Here is a 20,387-nt window from a genome sequence, read left to right on the forward strand (position 1 = left end):
GGCACATCCTCCCTCGATACGCATCCGGCGCTACTCCCCGGGGAGTACGCCGCGCCCCCGGCGGCCCGGCACGGGTCAGGCCGCCTCGACGTCGGCGACGATGCAGGTGATGTTGTCGGGGCCGCCGCCCTCGTTGGCGAGGTCGATGAGCTGCCGCACCACGTCCTGCGGGTCGTTCACGGTGGTCATCACCTGGTGGAGCGTCTCCGGCTCCACGACCGTGGTCAGCCCGTCCGAGCACAGCAGGTAGCGGTCGCCGGGGTAGGCGTCCCGCAGGGAGAGGTCGGGGATGGCCGGCCCGGTGGTCTCCAGGGCCCGGAGCAGCAGCGACCGGTTCGGGTGCCGGGCCGCCTGGTCGGGGCTCATCCGCCCGTCGTCCACCAGCGACTGGACCAGCGTGTGGTCCCGGGTGATCTGGTAGAGGGCGCCGTCGCGGAGCATGTACGCCCGGGAGTCGCCGACGTGCGCCACCGCGAACCGGCTCTCGCCGTCCCACAGCATGGCGGTGATCGTCGTGCCCATGCGCTCAAGCGAGGGGTCCTGGTCGGCCAGGTCGCTCAGCCGGCGGCCGGCCTCCAGGACGGCCGCGTCGAGCGCGGCGACCGGGTCGTCCGGCAGCGGCCCCGACTCCAGCGCGGCCAGGGAGGCGATCGCGGCCGCGCTGGCGACCTCTCCGTGGCCGTGCCCGCCCATTCCGTCGGCGATGGCGATCAGGCGCTCGCCGACGTGGAACGAGTCCTCGTTCTTGCTGCGTGAACGCCCCACGTCCGTTCCGGCGGCGTGACGAATGCGGTTGTGCGTCATGGTTTTGAGTAAATCATTGGTTGAGTGACTTCACAAGCATGGCGTGTATCCTCGGGTCCATGAGCCAGGACGCCACCGTGAACGCCGGGGACATCGCCCGGCTGGCCGAGGTCGGGCGGGCCGCGGTCAGCAACTGGCGCCGCAGATACGAGGACTTCCCCCAGCCGGTCGGCGGCACCGCGTCCAGCCCGCTCTTCTCGTTGCCCGAGGTGGAGGCGTGGCTCCGCCGCTACGGCAAGTCGTACGCGGTGTCGCCGGGCGACCGGGTGTGGCAGCGGCTCCGGCAGATCGCGGACGACCTGCGGCTCGGCGAGGTGCTCGGGCACGTGGGGGCGTTCCTGCTCTACCGGCGGCGTGACCCGGATGGCTGGGCGCGGCTCTCGCAGGCGCCCGACCTCGCCGAACGGCTGCCGGACGCCGTGGCCGCCGCGACCACGGGCCTGCCCCGGCCACCCGGTGACGATCCCGCCGACCCGGAGCTGTTCCGCCAGGTCGCCGCGATGACCGAGCGGTACGGCGACGCCGGGACGTTCGAGTTCCTCTGCGAGCGCTACGTCGAGGTGCACAGCCGCAGGCTCTCCCTCACCCGGCCGGACGTGGCGGCCCTCATGACGCGGCTGGTCTGCCCGGGAGCGTCCTCGGTGCTCGACCCGGCCTGCGGGCTCGGCACTCTGCTGATCAGCGCCGCCGAGGCCGGTGGCGGCCCTCGCCTGCTCGGCCAGGACGCGGGTGAGGTGCCGGCGGTGCTCGCCGCCCTGCGGCTGCTGCTGCGCGGCCGGGACGCCGTGGTCGCCGCAGGAGACGCCCTGCGGCACGACGCCTTCCCCGGCGGGCAGGCCGACGCGGTCGTCTGCGACCCGCCCTTCAACGAGCGCGCCTGGGGTCACGAGGAACTGGTCGGCGACCCCCGCTGGCAGTACGGCATGCCGCCGCGGGGCGAGCCCGAGCTGGCCTGGGTGCAGCACTGCCTGGCCCATGTGCGGCCTGGTGGCCTGGTGGCCGTCCTGATGCCGTCGGCCGCCGCGAGCCGCCGGCCGGGCCGGCGGATCCGGGCCAACCTCCTGCGCGCGGGCGCGTTGCGGGCCGTCGCGACGCTCTCGGCGGGCGGGCCCGACCTGTGGCTGCTCCGCCGCCCCGAGCAGGGCGGACGCCGGCCGGGCACGCTGCTCGTCGCCGACGCCTCCGACGCGGAGGCGGGCCTGGAGCTGGTCGAGGCGGCCTGGCACGCCTCCCTGTCCGGCCGTGACCAGCCGGGCGGCAGCCGTAGCGTGCCGATCATCGACCTCCTGGACGACGAGGTCGACCTCAGCCCCGCGCGGCACCTGACGCCCCACAGCGACGCCCGTCGCTACCCCGCGGCCCGCGACCGGTTCGAACAGGCGGCCGGGGCGCTGCTGGCGGCGATCCCCGACCTGGAGGTGCTCGCCGACGGCGGGCCGGATTGGGACGGGTCGCAGACCTCGGTGGCGGAGCTCGCCAAGGCGGGCCTGCTGGCCGTGCACCACTCGGCGCTGCGCGAGGTGGGGGAGCGCGACCGGGACGACGCCGTGCCCGTGCTCACGGTCGACGACCTGCTGTCCGCGGGCCCGCCGAGCGGCTGGACGGCCCCGGCCCCCGGGCTGGTCCGCGTGCGGGCCGGTGACGTCGTCGCCTCCCCCGTCACGGCCAGGGTGGCGGACACCGGAGGAGCGGTCCTCGGGCCGCAGCTCAGCCTGCTCCGGCCGGACCCCGAGCGGCTCGACCCCGAGTTCCTGGCCGGTTTCCTGCGGTTCACGCTCGGCGGGGCCCGGCCGCACCTCGGGTCGAGCCGGGCCGATCTGCGCCGGGCCCGCGTCCCTCGGCTGCCCCTACCCGGCCAGCGGACGTACGGCGGGGCGTTCCGGCGGCTGCTCGCGGTGGAGGACGGGCTGCGGGAGGCGGCCGCGCTGGGCGACGAGCTGGCCCGGATCGGCCTGGCCGGGCTGGCCGACGGACGTCTACGCCCCCGAGGTTGAAGGTGTAGCTTTTTGCGCGAATGGTCGACGGGAGGGGTGCATTGGTCATCGGCGACCGGTATGAGCTGGACGACCTGCCCCTGGGCCAGGGAGGCATGGGCGCGGTCTACGGCGGGCACGACCGGCGCCTCGACCGCAAGGTGGCGGTGAAGTTCCTCCGGTTCCCCGACGGGCCCGACGAGGAACTGGAGCGCCGGTTCATCCGGGAGGCCCGGATCCTGGCCCGGCTCGAGCACCCGGGCGCGCCCGTCCTCTACGACTTCGGCACCCACGAGCAGCGTCTCTTCCAGGTCATGCAGTTCATCGAGGGCGTCACCGTGGCCGACCTGCTCAGCGAGCACGGGCCGCTGCCGGTGCCGTGGGCGGCCGCGATCACCGCCCAGGCGTGCGCCGTGCTCACGGCCGCGCACGCGCTGTCGATCTGCCACCGCGACCTCAAGCCCACCAACCTGATGCTCTGCCCGGACGGCAGCGTGAAGGTGCTCGACTTCGGGCTCGCCATGCTGCGCGAGGCCGACGTCGTCCAGTTCACCAGGGTCGGCCAGATCCTCGGCACCCCGGCGTACATGTCTCCCGAGCAGATCAAGCGCGGGGTCGCCGGCCCGGAGAGCGACCTCTACTCGCTCGGCTGCGTCCTGCACGAGATGCTGACCGGGCGGCAGCTGTTCACCGGGCCGACGGAGTACGCCGTCTTCGACAAGCAGGTCAAGGAGCGGCCCCCGCGCGTGCCGGGGGTGCCCGCCGAGCTCGACGGCCTGATCGCCCAGCTGCTGGAGAAGGATCCGGCCGACCGGCCCTCGGACGCCTGCGAGCTGTACGAACGGCTGCAGCCGTTCGCCGTCGACCTGCCCATGCTTCCCGGCTTCCTCCACCCGGCGTCCGTGCCGAGCCCCGGCCGCATGTACGCCCGCATGGTCGGCCGGGCACGCTGACGGAGCGATCGGGTCAGCGCCAGGACGCCAGCACCTCGTCGACGCGCGGACGGATCCGCTCACGGGCCGTCCCGCGTGGCACGCCCGACATCAGCAGGCCGTCGTAGTCGGTGTCGAGATGCCGCACGCTCGCCACCACGGCCAGGGTGACCGCGTTCTCGTCGAAGGCCCGCGCCGCGGCCGTGCGGCCCACCCGGCCGCTGCCGCGCGAGGCGGCGTGCCCGGCGATCGCGGCGGCGCGCTCCCCGGGGCAGCGCGGGAACAGCCGGAGGATCTCCTCCGTCAGCCGCGCCTCGAACACGACGTCCTGCCCGGCCCGCCGCTCCCGGTCGCGCTCGCGGCGGCGCAACCGCACCTCCTCGTCGACGAGGCAGCTCTCCTCGGCGCGCGCCAGCGCGTCCTCCTCGACGAGGACGCCGAGCCGTTCGTAGCGCTTGCGCCTGCGGTTGAACCGGACGACCACCGCCGACAGGCCGCTCTCCTTCTTGGCGCGGCGGCTGAGGGCCGCGTTGCCGGCCGGCAGCAACACCAGATGGTCGAGGTCGGTGCAGGTCAGGCAGTGCGGCCGGTCGTCCTCCATGATCAGGTACGGCCCGGTCCCGCCGCAGCCGGCGCAGGCCCACGGGTCGCCGGAGGCGACGGCCACGAGGTCGGGGGCGCGGTCGAGCCGCTCGGCGATCCGCTGCCTGCGCGCCTCACCCACGTCGGGGGAGACCCAGCGCACCCGGAACAGGCGCTCCACCTCGTCGTCCCCGGTCGCCGTGAAGCGCAGCGGGCGGCGGTCCCTGCTCGCCGCCGCGTACGCCGTCTCGCTGGGCAGCAGGCCGCGCCCGGCGGCCCACTCGCCGAGATGGCAGACGGCCTCGGCCATCCGCGCGGCGTCGACGGCGGCCAGCCGTTCCAGGGCGTCGGCGCGACCCTGCCGCCAGGTCTCAACGTGACGGGAGTGCAGCCACCGCAGGCCGGTGAGGACGTCGATCGCGGTCACGTATCCGCGGGCCGCCAGGGCGATCTCCGCCGACTGGGCCACCCGGCCGCCGAGCTTGCTGTGCATTCCCCCAAGACTGCCCTATCGGAGCGTGCTCCGCCGCCCGGCCGCCGCGAGCAGCCCCACGGCCGCGAAGACGGAGATCGTCGCCGAGCCGCCGTACGAGACGAAGGGGAGCGGCAGTCCGGCGATCGGCAGCAGGCCCATCGTCATGCCCGCGTTGACGAACGTCTGGAACGCCAGCCAGCACACGACCCCGCCCGCCAGCACCGTCCCGAACGGCGAGGGTGCGGTCGCCGCGATCCGCAGCCCCCGCCAGAGCAGCACCAGCATGAGCACGATCACGCAGGCCGCGCCGGCGAACCCCAGCTCCTCTCCGGCGACGGTGAAGATGAAGTCGGTGTGCTGTTCCGGCACGAAGTGACCGGCCGTCTGCTCCCCGTGGAAGAGGCCCTTGCCCAGCAACCCGCCGGAGCCGATGGCGATCCGCGCCTGGGTCGCGTTGTAGCCGACGCCCAGCGGGTCGGCGTCCGGGTCGGCCAGCACCATCACCCGCTGAAGCTGGTAGGGGCGGATCAGGTCGAGCCGCCACACCAGCAGCAGCGCCAGCGCGGCGATCCCCGCGAGCCCGGCGAACCAGCGCTTCGGCGCCCCGCCGGCCAGGAGCATCCCGGCCACGATCGTGGCGAAGACGAGCATCGTGCCGTAGTCGGGCTCCAGCATGATCAGCCCGATCGGGACGGCGGCCAGCCCCAGCGCGAGCAGCACCGCCCCCGCGGGCGGGCGGCGCTCCCCGTCTCTGAGCTCGCCGAGCGCCGCCGCGACCGCGAGGACGGTCCCCACCTTGGCGAACTCCGACGGCTGGAACTGCAGCCCGGGGCCGAGCACGATCCACGCGTGCGAGCCGTTCACCGTACGGCCCAGCGGAGTGAGCACCGCCACGAGCCCGGCCAGCCCGCCGAGATAGACGACCGGCACGTACGCCCGCAGCACCCGCGCGTCGCACCGCGACAGCAGCCACATCAGGGCGAAGCCGACGAGCACGCTCAGCGTCTGCCGTTCCGGCAGGGTCGAGCCGGGGTCGTTGCGGGTGGCCGACCACACGAGCAGCAGCCCGATGCCCGACAGGGCGGCGGCGGGCAGCGCCACGCCCCACGGGAAGCCGCCCGCTCGCGCCCCCGCCCGCGACGTGGACCGCGACGTGGACCGCGCTCCCGGCGGACGCGCGGGCGGGAACGCGGTCATCGCGCCCTCTTGTGCTTCTCGCCGGACTTCTTCCCGGTCTTTTTCTTCCCCGCGTCCTTCTTCTTCTTGGCCGGGTGGAGGTCGTAGACGCCCTCCCAGATCTCGCGCGCCGCGGGCGCGGCCGCCGTCGCGCCGGTGCCGCCCTGCGACACCACCACGACCACCACGTACTTGGGGTGGGCGGCCGGGGCGAAGGACGCGAACCAGGAGGTGTCATGCCGGCCGTACGCCTCGGCCGTACCGGTCTTCCCGGCGACGGAGAGCCGTTTGAACGGGAAGCCCTTGAACGCGGCGGCGGCCGTGCCCTCGCGGGGCACCCCCTTCAGCGAGTCGCGGATGTACCGCAGGGTCTTGCGGGGCACGTCGATCCGGCCCACGACGGGCGGCGTGACGGTCCTGACGACCTTTCCGCCGGGCCCGACGACGGCCTTGCCGATCCGCGGGCTGAAGACCGTGCCGCCGTTGGCGAGCGCGGCGTAGCCCCGGGCGAGCTGGAGGGGGGTCACCAGGACGTCGCCCTGGCCGATGGCGAAGTTGGCCGCGTCGCCGGCCCGCCAGACGCCGCCGCTCCGGCAGTTCTCGTCCGCGAGTCTCTTGAGGTAGGCGGCCCGCGCCCGGTCGGGCACGTCCGGGTAGCCCGTGCGGGCCCGGCGGCAGTTCGCGGTGCGCGTCGCCGCCCAGCTCGCCTTCTTCCAGGCCCGGTCGGGCACCCGGCCGGCCGCCTCGTGGGGCAGGTCCACCCCGGTCGGGACGCCGAAGCCGAACTGCCCGGCCATGGCCTGCATCGGGTCCCTCGGCCGCCGGACCGGCTTGAGCCCGCCGTCGTGCCGCCACATCTTGTCCGCCAGCCGGTAGAAGATCGTGTCGCAGGAGACGACCAGCGCCCGGCGCATGTCCATGCGGCCGAGCGCGATGCCGTCGAAGTTGTGGAACGCCCGGCCGCCGACGGTGTACGCCCCCGGGCAGTCGTAGGTGTCGCGCAGCGCGTACCCGGCCGTCGCCGCGGCCGCCGCCGACGTCACCTTCCACGTCGAGCCGGGGGCCCACTGGCCCAGCACGGCCCCGGAGACCAGCGGCAGGGTCTCGTAGTCGTGCTGCGAGACGCCGCCGGTCCACACCTCGGGATCGTAGCTCGGGTAGTCGGCCAGCGCCGTGACCCGGCCGGTCGCCGCCTCCAGCACGACCGCGGCGCCGGCGTCCGCGGGCTCGCCGCGCTTCCTGGCCCCCTCGACGGCCCTGGTCAGCGCCCTGTGCGCGATCCGCTGGATCCGGGCGTCGATGCTCGTCACCAGGGAGTCGCCCGGCCGGGGATCCTCCTCGCGGATCAACCCGGTGACCTTGCCCGTGCTGTCGACCGCCATCTGCCGCACGCCGCTGCGTCCCGCCAGCTCCCGGTCGTACTCCGACTCGAGGCCGTCGCGCCCCACCAGCTCGGGACCGCCCGGCGGGTCGTCCGGCGACGGCGGCTGGAGATACCCCAGCAGATGGGCCGCCGCCGCGCCGAGCGGGTAGGTCCTGACCGGCCGCAGCGCCGTGCTCACCCCGGGGAACTCGTCCTGCCGCTCGGCGATCCACAGGGCGGTCCGCACGTCCACGTCGTCGGCCACCGTGATCGGCTGGTACGGCGAGCCCGGCCAGCACGGGCGGGGGACGTCCGCGGCGCACAGCCGCGCCCGGTCCGCGATCTCCCGGTACGGCCGGCCGAGCGCCCCGGCGAGCCGTTCCAGCACGGCACGGCCGCCGTCCGGCTGATGGATGAGGGCCATGTAGTCGACCGAGACCTGCGGCCGGGTCTGGTTGGCGACCAGCGGCTCGCCGTGCACGTCGAGGATCCGCCCGCGGACCGGCGGCAGGGCGACCGTGCGCACCCGCGACTGGGTGGCGGCCCTGGCGTAGTCGGGCCCGGTCGTCACCTGCAGGTACCACAGGCGGCCGAGCAGCGTCAGCATCAGCGCCGTCACGGTCACGTACAGCACCGCGATCCGTCCCAGGGACGGGCGTCTACGCACCGTACCTCCACGGCCGGTGCCGCCGTAGCGTCCGGTCGTAGCCCCGGCCGTACCTTCGTCCGTACCCCTGCCGGCGTCCCCGCGCGCGGGGCAGGCGGGCGGCCGCGTACGCGACCAGGGCGGCGGCGGGGACGGTCCAGCAGAGGACGCCGGGCGTCCGGTGCAGGACGGCGTCCCACGAGGCGTCCCCCAGGACGAGCGCGAGCGCGGCCTGCAGCGGTGTCGCGACCGCCGCGACCGCCGCCGCGGTCCCCGCGGCCAGCCGTGTGGTCTCCTCGGGGGACCGGCCGTCCAACCGGCCGTTCAACCGGCTGGGGGACCGAGCCGGAATCCGCGCGCAGGCCCACGCGGCCAGGCACAGGACGAGGGCCGTACGCCCGATCGTGTGGTCGGCCGGGGGAGCGACGTCGGCGGCGAGCCCGGCGGCGAACCCGAGCAGGGCGGCCACCGGCGGCCGCGGTCGCGACGCCAGGGCCACCACCGCGACGAGCACGACGTCGGGGCCGCCGCCGGGCAGGCCGAGGCCGTTCACCACCATGACCTGGAACACGGGCGCCAGGACGACGACCGCCACCGTGAGCAGGGCGGCTCTCACCCGGGCCCCTCCTCGCCGCCGGGGAGCGGATCGGGCCCGGAGAGCACGACCGTGACCAGGTCGAGCGCGGTGAAGCGAGCGAACGGCCGGACGAGGGCGGTCCGCGTCAGCGCGCCCGGCGTGCCCTCGACCTTGATCACCACGCCGACGGGCACGTCCGGGACGTAGGGCCGCATCCCCTGCGACCCCAGCGTGACGACCCGGTCGCCGGCCCGCACGGCGGCGTCGGAGTTGAGCAGGCTGAGCCGTAGCAGACCCTTCTCGGGCACACCGGTCACCAGCCCGACCTCGCGCGACCCCTCCAGCCGGGCGCCGACCGAGGCGGACGCCGCGGTGGGCAGCCGCACCGTCGACGTCGTGGGCCCGGCGCGGACCACCCGGCCCACCAGGCCGTCGCGGTCCACGACGGTCATGTCCCCGGCCACCCCGGCACCCGTCCCCACGTCGAGGGTGACCGTCTGGTCGGAGCCGAAGCCGATCGCGTGCGCCGCCACCACCCGGTAGCCGGCCAGGCCCGCTGTGGGCCCCGGTCCCGTCGCTGTGCCTGTCGCTGGGCCTGTCACTGGGGCTGCGGCGTTCCGGCGGGCGGCCAGCAGCTCCCCCCTCAGCCGGGCGTTCTCCGCTTCGAGGCGCTCCCGCGCGCCGCCGCCCGAGGCCCAGCGGGCGACGGCCGACGACGCGTCCTCGATCGGGCCGTACACGACCGACCCGAACGACCGCAGCGGAGTCAGCGGCCACCACCGGTCGGCCGCGACGAGCAGGAGGGACAGCAGGACCAGCAGCACCGGAACCCGGCGGCCGGCGCTCCTCATCGGCGGTTGTCCGGGAGGAACACGTCCCGCATCTCGTCGATGCGCTCCACGCACCGGCCCGCGCCGAGGACGACCGACCGGAGGGGCTCGTCCACGAGGTGGATCGGCATGCCGATCGCGCGGCCGAGCCGTTCCGCCAGGCCGTCGAGGAGCGCGCCGCCTCCGGTGAGCACGATGCCGTTGTCGAGCAGGTCGCCCGCCAGCTCGGCGGGGCACTGGTCGAGCGTGGTCTGGACGGCGTCGACGATGGTCTGCACCTGGTCCTCGATCGCCTCCCTGACCTCGCCGCGGGTGATGGTCGCGGTCTTGGGCAGCCCCGTCACAAGGTCGCGTCCCCGGATCGGCGTCGACGCCCTCTCGTCGCCGCCCGGCCGGGCGGCCCCTAGCGTGATCTTGATGTGCTCGGCGGTGCGCTCGCCCAGGAGGAGCCCGTGCTCCTTCTTCACGTAGGCGACGACGGCCTCGTCGAGCTCGTCGCCGCCGACCCGGACCGACTTGGCCACGACGACCCCGCCCAGGGAGACGATCGCCACCTCCGTCGTGCCGCCGCCGATGTCGACGACCATGTTGCCGCTGGTGTCGCCGACGTTCAGGCCCGCGCCGATCGCCGCCGCCATCGGCTCCTCGATGATGTGCACCCGCCGGGCGCCCGCCTCGTACGCCGCCTCGCGGACCGCGCGCTGCTCGACGCCCGTGGTGCCGCTCGGCACGGCGACGACGACGCGGGGCCGGGCGAGGAAGCGGTTGGGGTGGGCGCGCTGGATGAAGTGCCGCAGCATCCGCTCGGCCGCGTCGAGGTCGGCGATCACTCCGTCCTTCAGCGGCCGCATCGTGACGATGTGCGGCGGTGTCCGCCCGATCATCTCCTTGGCGGCCGTCCCGACCGCCATGACGCGGTCGGTGTGCATGTTGACCGCCACCACGGACGGCTCGTCCAGGACGACGCCCCTGCCGCGCGCGTAGACCAGCGTGTTCGCCGTACCGAGATCCACCGCGAGGTCCCGGCCGAGCAGTCCAAACGGGAAACCCATCGCCGACCTAGCTTTCAGACAGGGAGAGCACGGCGTGGCCGCCGAGTTCGTGAAAGGACGCGCCCGGGGGCTGGAGGACGCGCGGCACCGTGATCAGCCGGTGGCCGATCACGCCAGTAGTTTGGTGCACCGGCTCGGTCTAAATCAACCGGATCGGATGTTTCCTGGAACGTGCCCATCTCGTACGAGGCGAGTGGGAAGTGCGGAAGAAGCACAGAAGAAGTGCAGAAGAAGTGCAGGCGAGGCGCGCTTCGGCCTCCGGACCTGGCGCTCGCGTCTCGTTCTGCGTGTTTGTCGAAATCTAATGACATAGGCCGTCAAATCCATTAATTTCAACCGTCCTGATCCCTCCTCGATGGAGCTTGGCATGACCACGGCGATCCGCGCGGCTCTGGCGTTCGGCCTGCTGGCCGGGTTTTACGTACTGGTGGCCGCGTTGCTCGGGGCCACCGTGCTCGTCGACGTCGTCGCCGTACGGAACCACGGCGCCGGCCCCCTGCGTGACGCGGTCGTGCTCACCCTGGCCGCGCTGGCGCTGCTGCGCGGGCTCGTCCTGGTCAACCGGCGGCGTGAGGAGGAGGAGACGGGCGTCGCGGTGGGACGCGAGCACGAGCCTCTCCTCTGGCAGACCGTCGAGGAGCTGGCCGCCCGGGTGGGCACCCGCCCGCCGGACGAGATCCGCCTGGTCGCCGAGGTGAACGCGGCGGTGGGCGAGGACACGAGCTGGCTGGGGCTGCGAGCCGGCCGCCGGCGGATGTACATCGGCATGCCGCTGCTGATGACGCTGACCGTCGACGAGACGCGCGCGGTGCTCGGTCACGAGCTCGGCCACTACAGCGGCGCGCACACGCGCCTCGGCGCGCCGGTCTACCGGGGGCGGGTGGCGGTGATCGCGGCGGTCCGCTCCCTCGGCAACCACGCCTTCGTGCAGCGGATCTTCTACTACTACGCGAAGCTCTTCCTCCGCGTCTCGCTGGCCGTCTCCCGCAGGCAGGAACTGGAGGCCGACCGGTTCGCGGTGGCCATCACGAGCCGCGAGGCCGCCGGGACCGCCCTGCGGAAGGTGCACGGCACCGCCACGGTCTGGCGGCTCTTCCTGGACCGGTACGTCGCCATGACCGGCATGGCGGGCGGCCGCCCGGCCGATCTGTTCGGCGGCTTCCACGCGCTCGCCGGCGTCCACCGCGGCGAGATCGTCCAGGCGGACGGCGACGAGGAGGCCGGGCCGTACGACTCCCATCCGAGCCTGGGGGAGCGGCTGGCCGCGATCGCGGCCCTGCCGGAGGCCGCGCACGGGTACGACCCGAGGCCGGGACTGGCGCTGCTGCGCGACCCGGCGGTCGCCGCCGGCGCGGTCGAGCGGAGCTTCTGGACGGAGGACGCGCTCCGGCTGCGTCCGCTGCCCTGGGACGAGCTGGTGGCCCGGGGACTCTTCGCGAGCGTCAACGAGGAGGCCATGTGTGACCTGGCGGTCGCCGGTCACCGGGTCGTCGGCGGCCCCGGGCCGAGCGTCGACGCCGCACTGGAGGCGCTCGCCCGCGGGCAGGCCCCGGCCCTCCACGACGAGCTGCTCCGGCTCGGCTGGCAGCCGGCGCCCGATCTGCTGCCCAGTGTCGTCGCCCGCGCGATCCAGGGCGTGCTGATCACACAGGGCAGGGCCCGCTGGACGCTGTCCTGGGCGGGTCCCGCCCGGCTGCTCGACCTCACCACCGGTGCCGAGGTCGACCTCGGCGACTACACGGCGCGGCTGGTGGCCGACCCGCCGGCGGTGGCCGGTCTGCGGGCGTGGTTCGCCCAGGTCGGGATCTCCGCCACCCGCCCCGTCGCGGTGCCCGCCGCCTGACCGTCCCCCATCCGTCCCCGATCCGGCTCTATCCGGCTTTATCCGTGGGTCCCCGGTTCGTATCCGTGGTCCGTATCCGTCATCCCTGCCCCAGAGGGGCGGCAGGCGCCGGCCCGGCGGAGACGGCGCCGGGAGCCGTGCCGGGAGCGGGAACGAGGAAGGGGTCGAGGAGCCCCGGCGAGCCCTGCGTGGCGAGCCGCAGCGCCTCGGGCAGCTCGACGTCCTGGACGGCGTAACCCTGGCGGCCGGCGGCGGTGGTCGCGGTGAGCGTGACCAGGCCCGCCCGCCGCTGGAAGAACGACCGCTCGACCGTCCAGCCGATGACGCCGTCGCACTCCAGCGCCACCCGCCGCCGGACCAGGGAGCCCCACCGGGACACCAGGTGACCGGAGGCGATCGCGTGACCGAGGCCTCGGTACCGGTCGGCGGCGATCACCGCGGTCAGGGGCAGCACGGCGACGGCGGTCAGCCAGGGCCACGCCGCCAGATCGGACCACTCCCACGGGATGAAGAAGATCGCGACGATGAGGGCGTGCACGCCGAGCGCCCGGGTGAACCGCCGGCGCAGGGCCGCCCGCCCGTGCGACCGGAGCGGGGCGGTCACCGGCGACGGCTCGGGGGCGCCGCGCAGCACCGTGCGGGCGACCGCCTCCGCGGCGGCCCGGGGCGCCGGCGGCAGCAGCATCGATCCGCCGCGCTGGGCCCCCTGGCCGACCCGCAGGCCGGTGGTTATCGCGATCACCCGGGCGCCGCGTACCGCGCGCAGCAGCAGGGGCTCGCTCAGCTCGACGCCGCGCATGCGCCGTTCCTCGATGGTGGTCGCCCTCGTGGTGACCAGCCCGCGGGTCACGTGCAGGGTGCCGCCGGTGTGCCGGGTCAGCCGGAAGCCCCAGAAGGCGAGCAGATAGCCGATGGTCGAGGCGAGGCCGACGAAGAGCGCGAGCACGACGACGACCGTCGCGACGGCCAGCGCCGGAGACTGCGCGCCGAGCCAGTCCCAGCTGTGGCGGACCGGCCCCAGCTTCCGCAGGTCGACGTTGCCCTCCGACGCGAGGCGGGAGACGAAGCCCGCGATGACGCCGACGGCCACCAGCCCCGACAGGGTGAACGGGCCGAACGCGATCCAGCTGGGCCGCAGCACGGCCAGCTCGGTCTCCTCCCCGCCCGTCCCGACCGCGGCGGCGGCCCCGGGGAACTCGGCGGCCCCGGGGGACGCGGAGGAGAGGACCGGCGAGGCGGTGGCGCCGGCGTCCCGCCGGTGCAGCAGCTCGACCCGCAGGCCGGCCGCCTCCGCCGCGGTGAGCGCGTCGAGCCGCAGCTCGCCGCCCCGCTTGCGGTCGGACCTGCCGGTCCCCACCTCGACCCGGGCCAGGCCGAACACGCGGTGGAGGATGTTGGAGGTGACGTCGACCGTGCGGACCCGGTCGCGAGGCACGGTCACCACCTTCCGGTGGAGCAGCCCCTTGCGGACCTGAACGTGTTCCGGGGTCACGCGATAGGTCGTCGTGAACCACCTCAGCATGCCCAGCAGCACGACGACGGCGACCGCGCCGAGGCTCCACAAGTGGCCCCCTCCGCCGCCGCTCGACCCGGCGAACAGCAGGCCGATCAGGGCGGGGGCGGCCCGCACGACCTCCTGGAACGGGTGGATCACCAGCATGCGGGCGCTGAGCCGCCGCCAGCCCGCCTCTTCGGGGACGCTCATGTGGCGTCTCCGGCGGTGGCCTGTGCCGAGGCGGTCAGCTCGCCGACCAGATGCCGGGCGGTGTCGCGGTCGAGGCCCTCGACCTTGATCGGACCTGCCGCCGAGGCCGTCGTGACGGTGACGTTGGCCAGCCGGAAGAGCTGTTCGAGCGGCCCCCGCTGGCTGTCGACCGTCTGGATGCGGGAGATCGGGGCGATCCGCCACTCCTGTTTGAACCAGCCCGACTGGGTGTAGACGGCCGCCGGGGAGATCTCCCATCGGTGCACCCGGTAGCGCCACTGCGGCATGATCGTGGCATGCGCCGCGCCCAGGACGACGGTCGCGACGATGCCGGCGATCCGGAGGGGGCGGTCACCGTCGGCCATCGACATCCAGGCGATCTGGGCGGCGAGAATGATCAGCCAGCCGACGGCGGCGCGCGTCGCCCAGTAGCGGATGGCGGCGCGGCTCACGCGGTGACTCGGGGGGCGAAGGGTCATGCTGTCCACATCTCAACTCTGCCCGACCAGGCTGATATGTCGCAGTGTTGGCCATCCTGATTCTGGTGGGACGAATGTCATATGACTCGTCATACAGATGCGGGGAGTTGCCGGACGGCGGGTGGCGGGCGGCGGGCCGGGCCCGGGGCGGCGAGGCGGGCCCGGCCGTCAGATCACGGCCGCCACGGCGGCGCACCCGCGCCGCGCACGGCCAGGTCGATCAGGGTGTGGCGGGGGTGCCGCTCGGGTCGGAATCGCGCCCGGCCTTCTTGGCCTGCTTGGCGCTCCTGGCTTCCTTGATGGCCGTCCGCTTCGCCTTGCCGGTGGATTTCACCGGCTTCTTCTTCTGATCCTCAGCCATGATTTCCCCCGTTTGTAGGAAGATGCGCTCTACGTGCGCATCTGCGGGGGTTGATACCCGTTCAGTGGTATTGGTTATCACTGTCCGGTACGGGCGGGCCGGTCGGCGCTACTCCGCACCGGTGGATGCCGGCGCCCGCCTCAGGCCGGCTGCGGTTCCTGCGCGCTCAGCGGTTGCGCGATGTCCTCCAGGGAACGGCGCGCCGCCTCGACCCCCATGAACCACTCGACGAGCCCGGCGGCGATCATCAGCACGGCGCCGACCACGTACCCCAATACGACGTTGCCGACGTTCTGGCTCTCCACCAGGCGGCCGAACAACACCGGCCCGATGATGCCGCCCAGCCCCGTGCCCACCGCGTAGAACAGCGCGATGGCCAGCGCCCGCGTCTCCATCGGGAAGATCTCGGAGACCGTCAGGTACGCGGAGCTGGCGCCCGCGGACGCGAAGAAGAAGACGGCCATCCAGCAGGCCGTGAGCGTCACCGGGCTCAGGACGTGGGCGTCGAACAGCAGGGCGGTGCCGATCAGCAGCAGGCCCGCCAGGACGTATGTCCCGCCGATCATGACGCGCCGCCCGACCGTGTCGAAGAACCTGCCGAGCAGCACCGGGCCGAGGAAGTTGCCGACCGCGATCGGGATCAGGTACCAGGCCGTGCCGCTGTCGGGGACCTTAAAGAACGTCGACAGCACCAGCGCGTACGTGAAGAAGATCGAGTTGTAGAGGAACGCCTGGCCCACGAACAGCGCGAGACCGACCGTGGTCCGCTTGGGGTAGCGGCGCAGCAGGGTCGCCGCCACCTCGGTGAGCGGGGTGTGCTCCCGCTGCTTGATCGTGATCGATCCTCGGGCCGGGCCGAGGTCGCGGCCGCTCTCCTCCCGGACCAGGCGCTCGATGCCCGAGACGATGTCCTCGGCCTCGCGGTCCCGGCCGTGGATGAACAGCCAGCGCGGACTCTCCGGCACCAGTCGTCTGACCAGCAGGATGCCGACGCCCAGCACGGCGCCGAGGCCGAACAGCAGCCGCCACCCGAGGTCGGCCGGGAACAGGGCCGTGTTGAGCGCCGGGATCGCCACCAGGGCGCCCAGCGCCGTGCCGAGCCAGAAGGAGCCGTTCACGACCAGGTCGACCGTGCCCCGCACCCGGGCCGGGATCAGCTCGTCGATGGCGGAGTTGATGGCCGCGTACTCACCGCCGATGCCGGAGCCGGTGAAGAACCGGCACAGGAAGAAGTACCAGGCGTCGTGCGAGAACGCGGTGGCCACGGTGGCGGCCAGATAGAGCGCGAGGGTGGCGATGAACAGCTTCTTGCGGCCGAATCTGTCGGTCAGGTGACCGAAGAAGAGGGCGCCGAGACACGCGCCGGCGACGTAGACGCCGGCGGCGATCCCCACCTCGCTGTCCGTCAGCCCGAGCCCGCTGCCGCTGTCGGTGATGCGGGGGCCGATGACCCCCACGATGGTCACCTCGAGACCGTCGAGGATCCAGACGGTGCCGAGGCCGACGAGCACCATCCAGTGCCAGCGGGCCCACGGAAGCCGGTCCAGCCGTGCGGGAATATCCGTGCTGATTTGCGGCATATCGTTCCCTTCTCGGAAGATATGCCGCCCGAACTACCCCGTCTGGCCGGGAAAATGCGGGCCGCCCGATCGGGCGTTCACCGCGTCGTGTGGATCGCCCTGGCACTCCTTCTCCAGGAGCGGCCCGGCGACGGCGTCCTCGCCGGGGCCGGCCTGCGCCGTCTCGAGTCCCAGCTCGAACCACACGCAGACGCCGGTCCTGCTGGCGGACACGCCCCAATGGTGCGTGAACAGGTGCACCAGGTGCACCCCCCGGCCCGGGGTGAGCTGGGGTGACGTCCAGCATCCGCAGGCCCGCGTGGACAGGGTCACCCGGGCCGAGGCCGGGGTGGAGGTGACGGCCACGGTGTAGTCGGGGCGGCTCCCGCACGTGGCCGCGTGGCGCAGAGACTCGGCCACCAGCTCGCCGGTGAGCTGGACCGCGTCGTCGAGGCAGGGATGGTCCTTGCCCAGGTGGGCGGCCACGAACCGGCGGGCCGCGCGCGCCTGCGACGGGTCCCCGGAGAAGGGCCGTGAGATCGCGATTCTCCCCGAGAGGTTGAGAATTGTCATCCTGCGATAACTCCCTGTGCACCCGCCTGAAGATGCCGAGTCGAGGTCCGTGCCAGACTGCGTTCATCCTGCACTTTGGAATTCCGCCACGCAATACGGCGAATGCACGAATGCGTAGTTCCTTTTGATAGGAGGGATATCGTCTCATGCGTACGGGTGGGGGACCGACCGTCCGGCTCAGGCGGCTTTCCGCTGAGTTGACCCGCCTGCGACGTGAGGCCGGATATACCCGGGAGGACGTTGCGCAGCGCCTGCGAATGGCGGCTTCCACCGTGTATCGGATCGAGACCGGACAAGCCCGGCCACAGGGCCGGACCATGCGCGACCTACTGGACCTCTACGAAGTGGACGGGTCGGAGCGGGAGGCCCTGCTGGGGCTCGCCCGCGAGGCCGGAAGACGGGGCTGGTGGCACGCCTACGGGGATGTGCTCCCCGGGCCGTACGTCGGACTGGAGGCGGAGGCCGCCTCGGTCCGGAACTACGAGCCGTTGCTCGTGCCGGGACTCCTGGAGACCGAGTCCTACGCCCGCGCCGTCGTCGGCGCCGCTCTGGTCAACGACCCCGCGGAGGTCGAGCGGCGGATCGCGGTCCGGATGGAGCGGCAGCGCCGCCTCACCGGCCCGGACGCCCTTGAGCTCTGGGTCGTCCTCGACGAGGCCGCGCTCCGGCGGCCCGTCGGCGGCCCGCCCGTCATGGCGGAGCAGTTGCGCAGGCTGCGGGAGGCGGCCGTCCAGCCGAACGTCACCCTCCAGGTGCTTCCGTTCGACTCCGGCGCCTACCTGGGCATGGGCACGCCGCTCGCCATCCTCGCCTTCCCCGACGCGCGGGATCCGGACGTCGTGTTCCTGGAGAACATGGGCGGCGAGCTCTACCTGGAGGCCCCTGACGAGGTCAACGCGTACGTCCAGGTCTTCGATCACCTTCGTGCCGCCGCGCTCGGCCCGGAGAAATCCCTGGAGAAGATCGATTCGGTCGAGAAGGAGATGTCAGGACGATGAGGGGAACCGGAACGACGGCCGCCCTGCCTGGAGCCGTGTGGCGCAAGGCGGCGCGCTCCAACACGGTCGGCAACCAGTGCGTCGAGGTCGCCCTGCTCCACGGGGGTGTCGCCGTACGCGACTCGAAGGACCCGGAAGGCCCGCGACTGCTGTTCACTCCCACGGAGTGGGAGGCCTTCATCGACGGCGTCAAGGGCGGTGAGTTCGACCTGACCTGACGTCACGTGCCGGTACGGCCCGCACACCGGGGTGCGGGCCGTACCTCCGCCCGTGGGCCGATGAATGCCCGGTCCGTCAGCGGGCAGAGGGAACCGTATGCGGAGGGAAGAAGACGGTCGTTATATCGACACCGAGGACGAACCGGATTTCGCCGACGAGCACGCTCCCTCGGCGACGGATCCGCCGAACGCGCGACCGGACGACGGCAACCCGGACGAGCGATGGGACAACCCGACCGACGCGTGAGGAGGACGCGATGACGATGGGAGTCGACCCTGCCGAGCTGGGCGACGAGGACCTGATCCGGGAGCTGCGCCGGCTGCACGACACCCGGACCGAGACCCTCTTCCACGGGTCGGACGACGCGCTGGAGCGGCACACGTCGCGGACCCAGGAGCTTGAGGGGGAGTATCTCAAGCGCTTCCCCGACCGGCAGGTCGACCCGGGTCGCCTGCGTGAGGGGGCGAGGCTGCGCAACGCCTGAGGGCGGGAGCACGCGGTCCGGGACGGCCGCGGCCGGCCGCCTCAGGGGCAGAGGCGGCCGGCCGGGTGGAGGGGTGCGGAAGAAAGCTGAGGAACCCGGGGAAGCCGACGAAGGCTACGAGCAGGCGGAGGCGAGCTGCCGGGTGGCCTCGGTCGCCTTCGTGGCGAACTCGGTGAGCTTGCCGGCCGCGGCGGGGTCCGAGACATCGATCTTGAAGGCCGCCCACGAGTCGGCCATACCGGTCAGCGCGGTCTTGAGGTCGCCGTCGGCCTTGCCCGACAGGTCCTTGAGCGTGGCCGCGAGATCGGCGGTCGCGGAGTTGATGCCGTCGATGTTCCCCGCCGAGGCGCCCGCCTTGGTGCTGTAGTCGGTGAACGCCTTGGTCGCCTCCTGGCACACCGACGCCTGGTCGGAGCCTCCGCACGCGGTCAGGGGAAGAATGGCGGCCACGGCGGCGACGGCGAGGGTGTTCTTGAGGATGTTCATGATGCCTTCCTGGTGATTTCTGACAGGGCCAAGACTAGGGATCTTCGCTTGCGGATCACTTACATCGCGCTTACACGGCCCACATCGGCATGACGCGCCCGGTCGCGAGCACTGTCGATCAAGCGCCGGTGTCCGGCCCGCGCGCCGTCGTATGCTTGCGGCCATGACGCGACGGCTCGCCGAGGTTGCGAAGAAGGTCGGGGTCAGCGAGGCCACTGTCAGTCGCGTCCTGAACGGCAAGGCGGGGGTCTCCGAGGCGACCCGCGAGGCCGTCCTGACCGCGCTCGACGTGCTGGGATACGAGCGGCCCACCCAGCTGCGGGGCGAGCGGGCCCGCCTGGTGGGCCTCGTGCTGCCCGAGCTGCAAAACCCCATCTTCCCCGCGTTCGCCGAGGTCGTCGGGGGCGCGCTGGCCCAGCAGGGGTTCACGCCGGTGCTCTGCACCCGGACCGTCGGCGGCATCTCGGAGGCCGACTACGTCGACCTGCTGCTGCAGCAGCAGGTGTCGGGCGTGGTGTTCGCGGGCGGGCTGTACACCCAGGCAGGGGTCGTCCACGAGCACTACCTGAGACTGGTGGAGCGCCGCCTGCCGACCGTGCTGGTGAACGCCGCCGCCGGCCATTGGGACTTCCCCCGGGTCTCCTGCGACGACAAGATCGCGGTGGAGCAGGCCCTCGGCCACCTGCGGGCGCTCGGGCACCGGCGGATCGGGTTGATCGTCGGCCCGCAGGATCACATGCCGTCCGTCCGCAAGCTGGAGGCGTTCCGGGCGGCCGGCGGCGAACTGGTCGAGCACACCATGCACTCCCTGGAGGGCGGCCACGCGGCGGCGCTGAGACTCGTCCGGCAGGACGTGACCGGCATCGTCTGCGGCAGCGACCCGCTCGCGCTCGGCGTGATCCGGGCCGCCCGGCGGGCCGGGCTGCGGGTCCCCGACGACGTGTCGGTGGTGGGATACGACGACTCCGCGCTGATGACGTGCGTCGACCCGCCGCTGACCACGGTTCGTCAGCCCATCGAGGCGATGGGCCGAGCCGTGGTCGAGGTGCTGGTCGGCCAGATGGAGGGCGCCGCCGTCGCCACGGACGAGCTGCTCTTCGAGCCCGAGCTCGTCGTCCGGTCGTCCACCGCCCGTCCGGGGGTCCCGTACGCGGTCGCCGCGCACGAATAGCCGCGCACGGATAACCGCGAACGCCGGCAACCAAGGCAGACCCCATGATGCCCGTACTGGGACGGTCGTCGGCGCGTGCGCGCCGACGGCGCCGCGCGC

At 73.2% G+C, this 20,387-nt stretch carries 21 protein-coding genes; 8 read left to right on the forward strand and 13 right to left on the reverse strand.

Annotation, left to right across the window (positions count from 1 at the left end):
* Positions 1–75 precede the first annotated feature (75 nt).
* The gene (locus JOL79_RS15005) at positions 76–804 is read right to left on the reverse strand and encodes a PP2C family protein-serine/threonine phosphatase (RefSeq protein ID WP_210156421.1); all 729 of its coding nucleotides are present in this window, start codon (positions 802–804) and stop codon (positions 76–78) included.
* A 59-nt stretch (positions 805–863) separates the two neighbouring features.
* Between JOL79_RS15005 and JOL79_RS15010 the strand changes: the two genes are divergently transcribed.
* Entirely contained in the window at positions 864–2,798 is a 1,935-nt protein-coding gene (locus tag JOL79_RS15010) for an N-6 DNA methylase (RefSeq protein ID WP_210156422.1), read from the forward strand.
* Between the two features lie 41 nt (positions 2,799–2,839).
* Positions 2,840–3,730, forward strand: a complete 891-nt coding sequence (locus tag JOL79_RS15015) for a serine/threonine-protein kinase (RefSeq protein ID WP_210156423.1) — start codon at positions 2,840–2,842, stop codon at positions 3,728–3,730.
* A gap of 13 nt (positions 3,731–3,743) precedes the next feature.
* On the opposite strand, the gene JOL79_RS15020 is transcribed toward JOL79_RS15015, so the two are convergent.
* Genes JOL79_RS15020 through JOL79_RS15045 form a run of 6 tightly spaced genes read right to left on the reverse strand, consistent with a single transcriptional unit; the run spans position 3,744 to position 10,410 of the window.
* Positions 3,744–4,784, reverse strand: coding sequence for a DUF2293 domain-containing protein (locus JOL79_RS15020; RefSeq protein ID WP_210156424.1), 1,041 nt, complete (start codon positions 4,782–4,784; stop codon positions 3,744–3,746).
* 15 nt (positions 4,785–4,799) lie between these two features.
* Positions 4,800–5,963: a rod shape-determining protein RodA gene (gene rodA, locus JOL79_RS15025; RefSeq protein WP_210156425.1), complete on the reverse strand. Its 1,164-nt coding sequence runs from the start codon at positions 5,961–5,963 to the stop codon at positions 4,800–4,802.
* The gene (mrdA, locus tag JOL79_RS15030) at positions 5,960–7,972 is read right to left on the reverse strand and encodes a penicillin-binding protein 2 (RefSeq protein ID WP_307848529.1); all 2,013 of its coding nucleotides are present in this window, start codon (positions 7,970–7,972) and stop codon (positions 5,960–5,962) included. Before mrdA ends, rodA begins: the two co-directional genes overlap by 4 nt.
* Positions 7,965–8,567, reverse strand: a complete 603-nt coding sequence (mreD, locus tag JOL79_RS34010) for a rod shape-determining protein MreD (RefSeq protein ID WP_307848530.1) — start codon at positions 8,565–8,567, stop codon at positions 7,965–7,967. Before mreD ends, mrdA begins: the two co-directional genes overlap by 8 nt.
* Entirely contained in the window at positions 8,564–9,379 is an 816-nt protein-coding gene (gene mreC / locus JOL79_RS15040; RefSeq protein WP_210156426.1) for a rod shape-determining protein MreC, read from the reverse strand. The genes mreD and mreC overlap by 4 nt, the downstream gene beginning before the upstream one ends.
* Positions 9,376–10,410 carry a rod shape-determining protein gene (locus JOL79_RS15045; RefSeq protein WP_210156427.1) on the reverse strand — a complete coding sequence of 345 codons (1,035 nt, stop codon included), beginning with the start codon at positions 10,408–10,410 and terminating at the stop codon, positions 9,376–9,378. Before JOL79_RS15045 ends, mreC begins: the two co-directional genes overlap by 4 nt.
* Before the next feature lie 367 nt (positions 10,411–10,777).
* Between JOL79_RS15045 and JOL79_RS15050 the strand changes: the two genes are divergently transcribed.
* A complete protein-coding gene (locus JOL79_RS15050; protein WP_210156428.1) occupies positions 10,778–12,253 on the forward strand; it encodes a M48 family metallopeptidase in 1,476 nt (491 codons plus the stop codon).
* A 79-nt stretch (positions 12,254–12,332) separates the two neighbouring features.
* Here JOL79_RS15050 and JOL79_RS15055 read toward each other — a convergent pair whose 3' ends face one another.
* The 5 genes from JOL79_RS15055 to JOL79_RS15075 all read right to left on the reverse strand — a co-directional run bounded on the left by JOL79_RS15055 (position 12,333) and on the right by JOL79_RS15075 (position 16,930).
* A complete protein-coding gene (locus tag JOL79_RS15055) occupies positions 12,333–13,958 on the reverse strand; it encodes a PH domain-containing protein (RefSeq protein WP_210156429.1) in 1,626 nt (541 codons plus the stop codon).
* Complete coding sequence (locus tag JOL79_RS15060; RefSeq protein WP_210156430.1) at positions 13,955–14,437, reverse strand: PH domain-containing protein; 483 nt, start codon at positions 14,435–14,437, stop codon at positions 13,955–13,957. The genes JOL79_RS15055 and JOL79_RS15060 overlap by 4 nt, the downstream gene beginning before the upstream one ends.
* A 220-nt stretch (positions 14,438–14,657) precedes the next feature.
* Positions 14,658–14,798 carry a hypothetical protein gene (locus JOL79_RS15065; protein ID WP_210156431.1) on the reverse strand — a complete coding sequence of 47 codons (141 nt, stop codon included), beginning with the start codon at positions 14,796–14,798 and terminating at the stop codon, positions 14,658–14,660.
* 140 nt (positions 14,799–14,938) lie between these two features.
* Positions 14,939–16,378, reverse strand: coding sequence for an MFS transporter (locus tag JOL79_RS15070; protein ID WP_210156432.1), 1,440 nt, complete (start codon positions 16,376–16,378; stop codon positions 14,939–14,941).
* Positions 16,379–16,411: 33 nt separating this feature from the next.
* Positions 16,412–16,930, reverse strand: a complete 519-nt coding sequence (locus JOL79_RS15075) for an ATP-binding protein (protein ID WP_210156433.1) — start codon at positions 16,928–16,930, stop codon at positions 16,412–16,414.
* Between the two features lie 146 nt (positions 16,931–17,076).
* On the opposite strand from JOL79_RS15075, the gene JOL79_RS15080 reads away from it, so the two are divergent.
* The 4 genes from JOL79_RS15080 to JOL79_RS15095 all read left to right on the forward strand — a co-directional run bounded on the left by JOL79_RS15080 (position 17,077) and on the right by JOL79_RS15095 (position 18,631).
* Entirely contained in the window at positions 17,077–17,928 is an 852-nt protein-coding gene (locus JOL79_RS15080; protein ID WP_210156434.1) for a helix-turn-helix domain-containing protein, read from the forward strand.
* Complete coding sequence (locus JOL79_RS15085; protein ID WP_210156435.1) at positions 17,925–18,146, forward strand: DUF397 domain-containing protein; 222 nt, start codon at positions 17,925–17,927, stop codon at positions 18,144–18,146. The genes JOL79_RS15080 and JOL79_RS15085 overlap by 4 nt, the downstream gene beginning before the upstream one ends.
* Positions 18,147–18,243: 97 nt before the next feature.
* A complete protein-coding gene (locus JOL79_RS15090; protein WP_230984816.1) occupies positions 18,244–18,393 on the forward strand; it encodes a hypothetical protein in 150 nt (49 codons plus the stop codon).
* A gap of 10 nt (positions 18,394–18,403) precedes the next feature.
* Positions 18,404–18,631, forward strand: coding sequence for a DUF6158 family protein (locus tag JOL79_RS15095; protein WP_210156437.1), 228 nt, complete (start codon positions 18,404–18,406; stop codon positions 18,629–18,631).
* A gap of 114 nt (positions 18,632–18,745) precedes the next feature.
* Here the strand turns inward: JOL79_RS15095 and JOL79_RS15100 are convergent, their stop codons facing one another.
* Positions 18,746–19,117, reverse strand: a complete 372-nt coding sequence (locus JOL79_RS15100) for a DUF8711 family protein (RefSeq protein ID WP_210156438.1) — start codon at positions 19,115–19,117, stop codon at positions 18,746–18,748.
* A 163-nt stretch (positions 19,118–19,280) separates the two neighbouring features.
* On the opposite strand from JOL79_RS15100, the gene JOL79_RS15105 reads away from it, so the two are divergent.
* Positions 19,281–20,288: a LacI family DNA-binding transcriptional regulator gene (locus JOL79_RS15105; RefSeq protein WP_230984817.1), complete on the forward strand. Its 1,008-nt coding sequence runs from the start codon at positions 19,281–19,283 to the stop codon at positions 20,286–20,288.
* Positions 20,289–20,387 lie beyond the last annotated feature (99 nt).

Origin of the sequence: Microbispora oryzae (genome assembly GCF_017896165.1) — a bacterium.
Classification (GTDB): Bacteria; Actinomycetota; Actinomycetes; order Streptosporangiales; family Streptosporangiaceae; genus Microbispora; species Microbispora oryzae.

Coding starts and splice junctions, on each gene's coding strand:
- JOL79_RS15100 (WP_210156438.1), bottom strand. CDS start 19,117: ATGAACATCCTCAAGAACACCCTCGCCGTCGCCGCCGTGGCCGCCATT.
- JOL79_RS15065 (WP_210156431.1), bottom strand. CDS start 14,798: ATGGCTGAGGATCAGAAGAAGAAGCCGGTGAAATCCACCGGCAAGGCG.
- JOL79_RS15080 (WP_210156434.1), top strand. CDS start 17,077: ATGCGTACGGGTGGGGGACCGACCGTCCGGCTCAGGCGGCTTTCCGCT.
- JOL79_RS15060 (WP_210156430.1), bottom strand. CDS start 14,437: ATGACCCTTCGCCCCCCGAGTCACCGCGTGAGCCGCGCCGCCATCCGC.
- JOL79_RS15095 (WP_210156437.1), top strand. CDS start 18,404: ATGACGATGGGAGTCGACCCTGCCGAGCTGGGCGACGAGGACCTGATC.
- JOL79_RS15070 (WP_210156432.1), bottom strand. CDS start 16,378: ATGCCGCAAATCAGCACGGATATTCCCGCACGGCTGGACCGGCTTCCG.
- JOL79_RS15075 (WP_210156433.1), bottom strand. CDS start 16,930: ATGACAATTCTCAACCTCTCGGGGAGAATCGCGATCTCACGGCCCTTC.
- JOL79_RS15045 (WP_210156427.1), bottom strand. CDS start 10,410: ATGGGTTTCCCGTTTGGACTGCTCGGCCGGGACCTCGCGGTGGATCTC.
- rodA (WP_210156425.1), bottom strand. CDS start 5,963: ATGACCGCGTTCCCGCCCGCGCGTCCGCCGGGAGCGCGGTCCACGTCG.
- JOL79_RS15020 (WP_210156424.1), bottom strand. CDS start 4,784: ATGCACAGCAAGCTCGGCGGCCGGGTGGCCCAGTCGGCGGAGATCGCC.
- JOL79_RS15105 (WP_230984817.1), top strand. CDS start 19,281: ATGACGCGACGGCTCGCCGAGGTTGCGAAGAAGGTCGGGGTCAGCGAG.
- JOL79_RS15090 (WP_230984816.1), top strand. CDS start 18,244: ATGCGGAGGGAAGAAGACGGTCGTTATATCGACACCGAGGACGAACCG.
- JOL79_RS15010 (WP_210156422.1), top strand. CDS start 864: ATGAGCCAGGACGCCACCGTGAACGCCGGGGACATCGCCCGGCTGGCC.
- JOL79_RS15050 (WP_210156428.1), top strand. CDS start 10,778: ATGACCACGGCGATCCGCGCGGCTCTGGCGTTCGGCCTGCTGGCCGGG.
- JOL79_RS15055 (WP_210156429.1), bottom strand. CDS start 13,958: ATGAGCGTCCCCGAAGAGGCGGGCTGGCGGCGGCTCAGCGCCCGCATG.
- JOL79_RS15005 (WP_210156421.1), bottom strand. CDS start 804: ATGACGCACAACCGCATTCGTCACGCCGCCGGAACGGACGTGGGGCGT.
- JOL79_RS15085 (WP_210156435.1), top strand. CDS start 17,925: ATGAGGGGAACCGGAACGACGGCCGCCCTGCCTGGAGCCGTGTGGCGC.
- mreC (WP_210156426.1), bottom strand. CDS start 9,379: ATGAGGAGCGCCGGCCGCCGGGTTCCGGTGCTGCTGGTCCTGCTGTCC.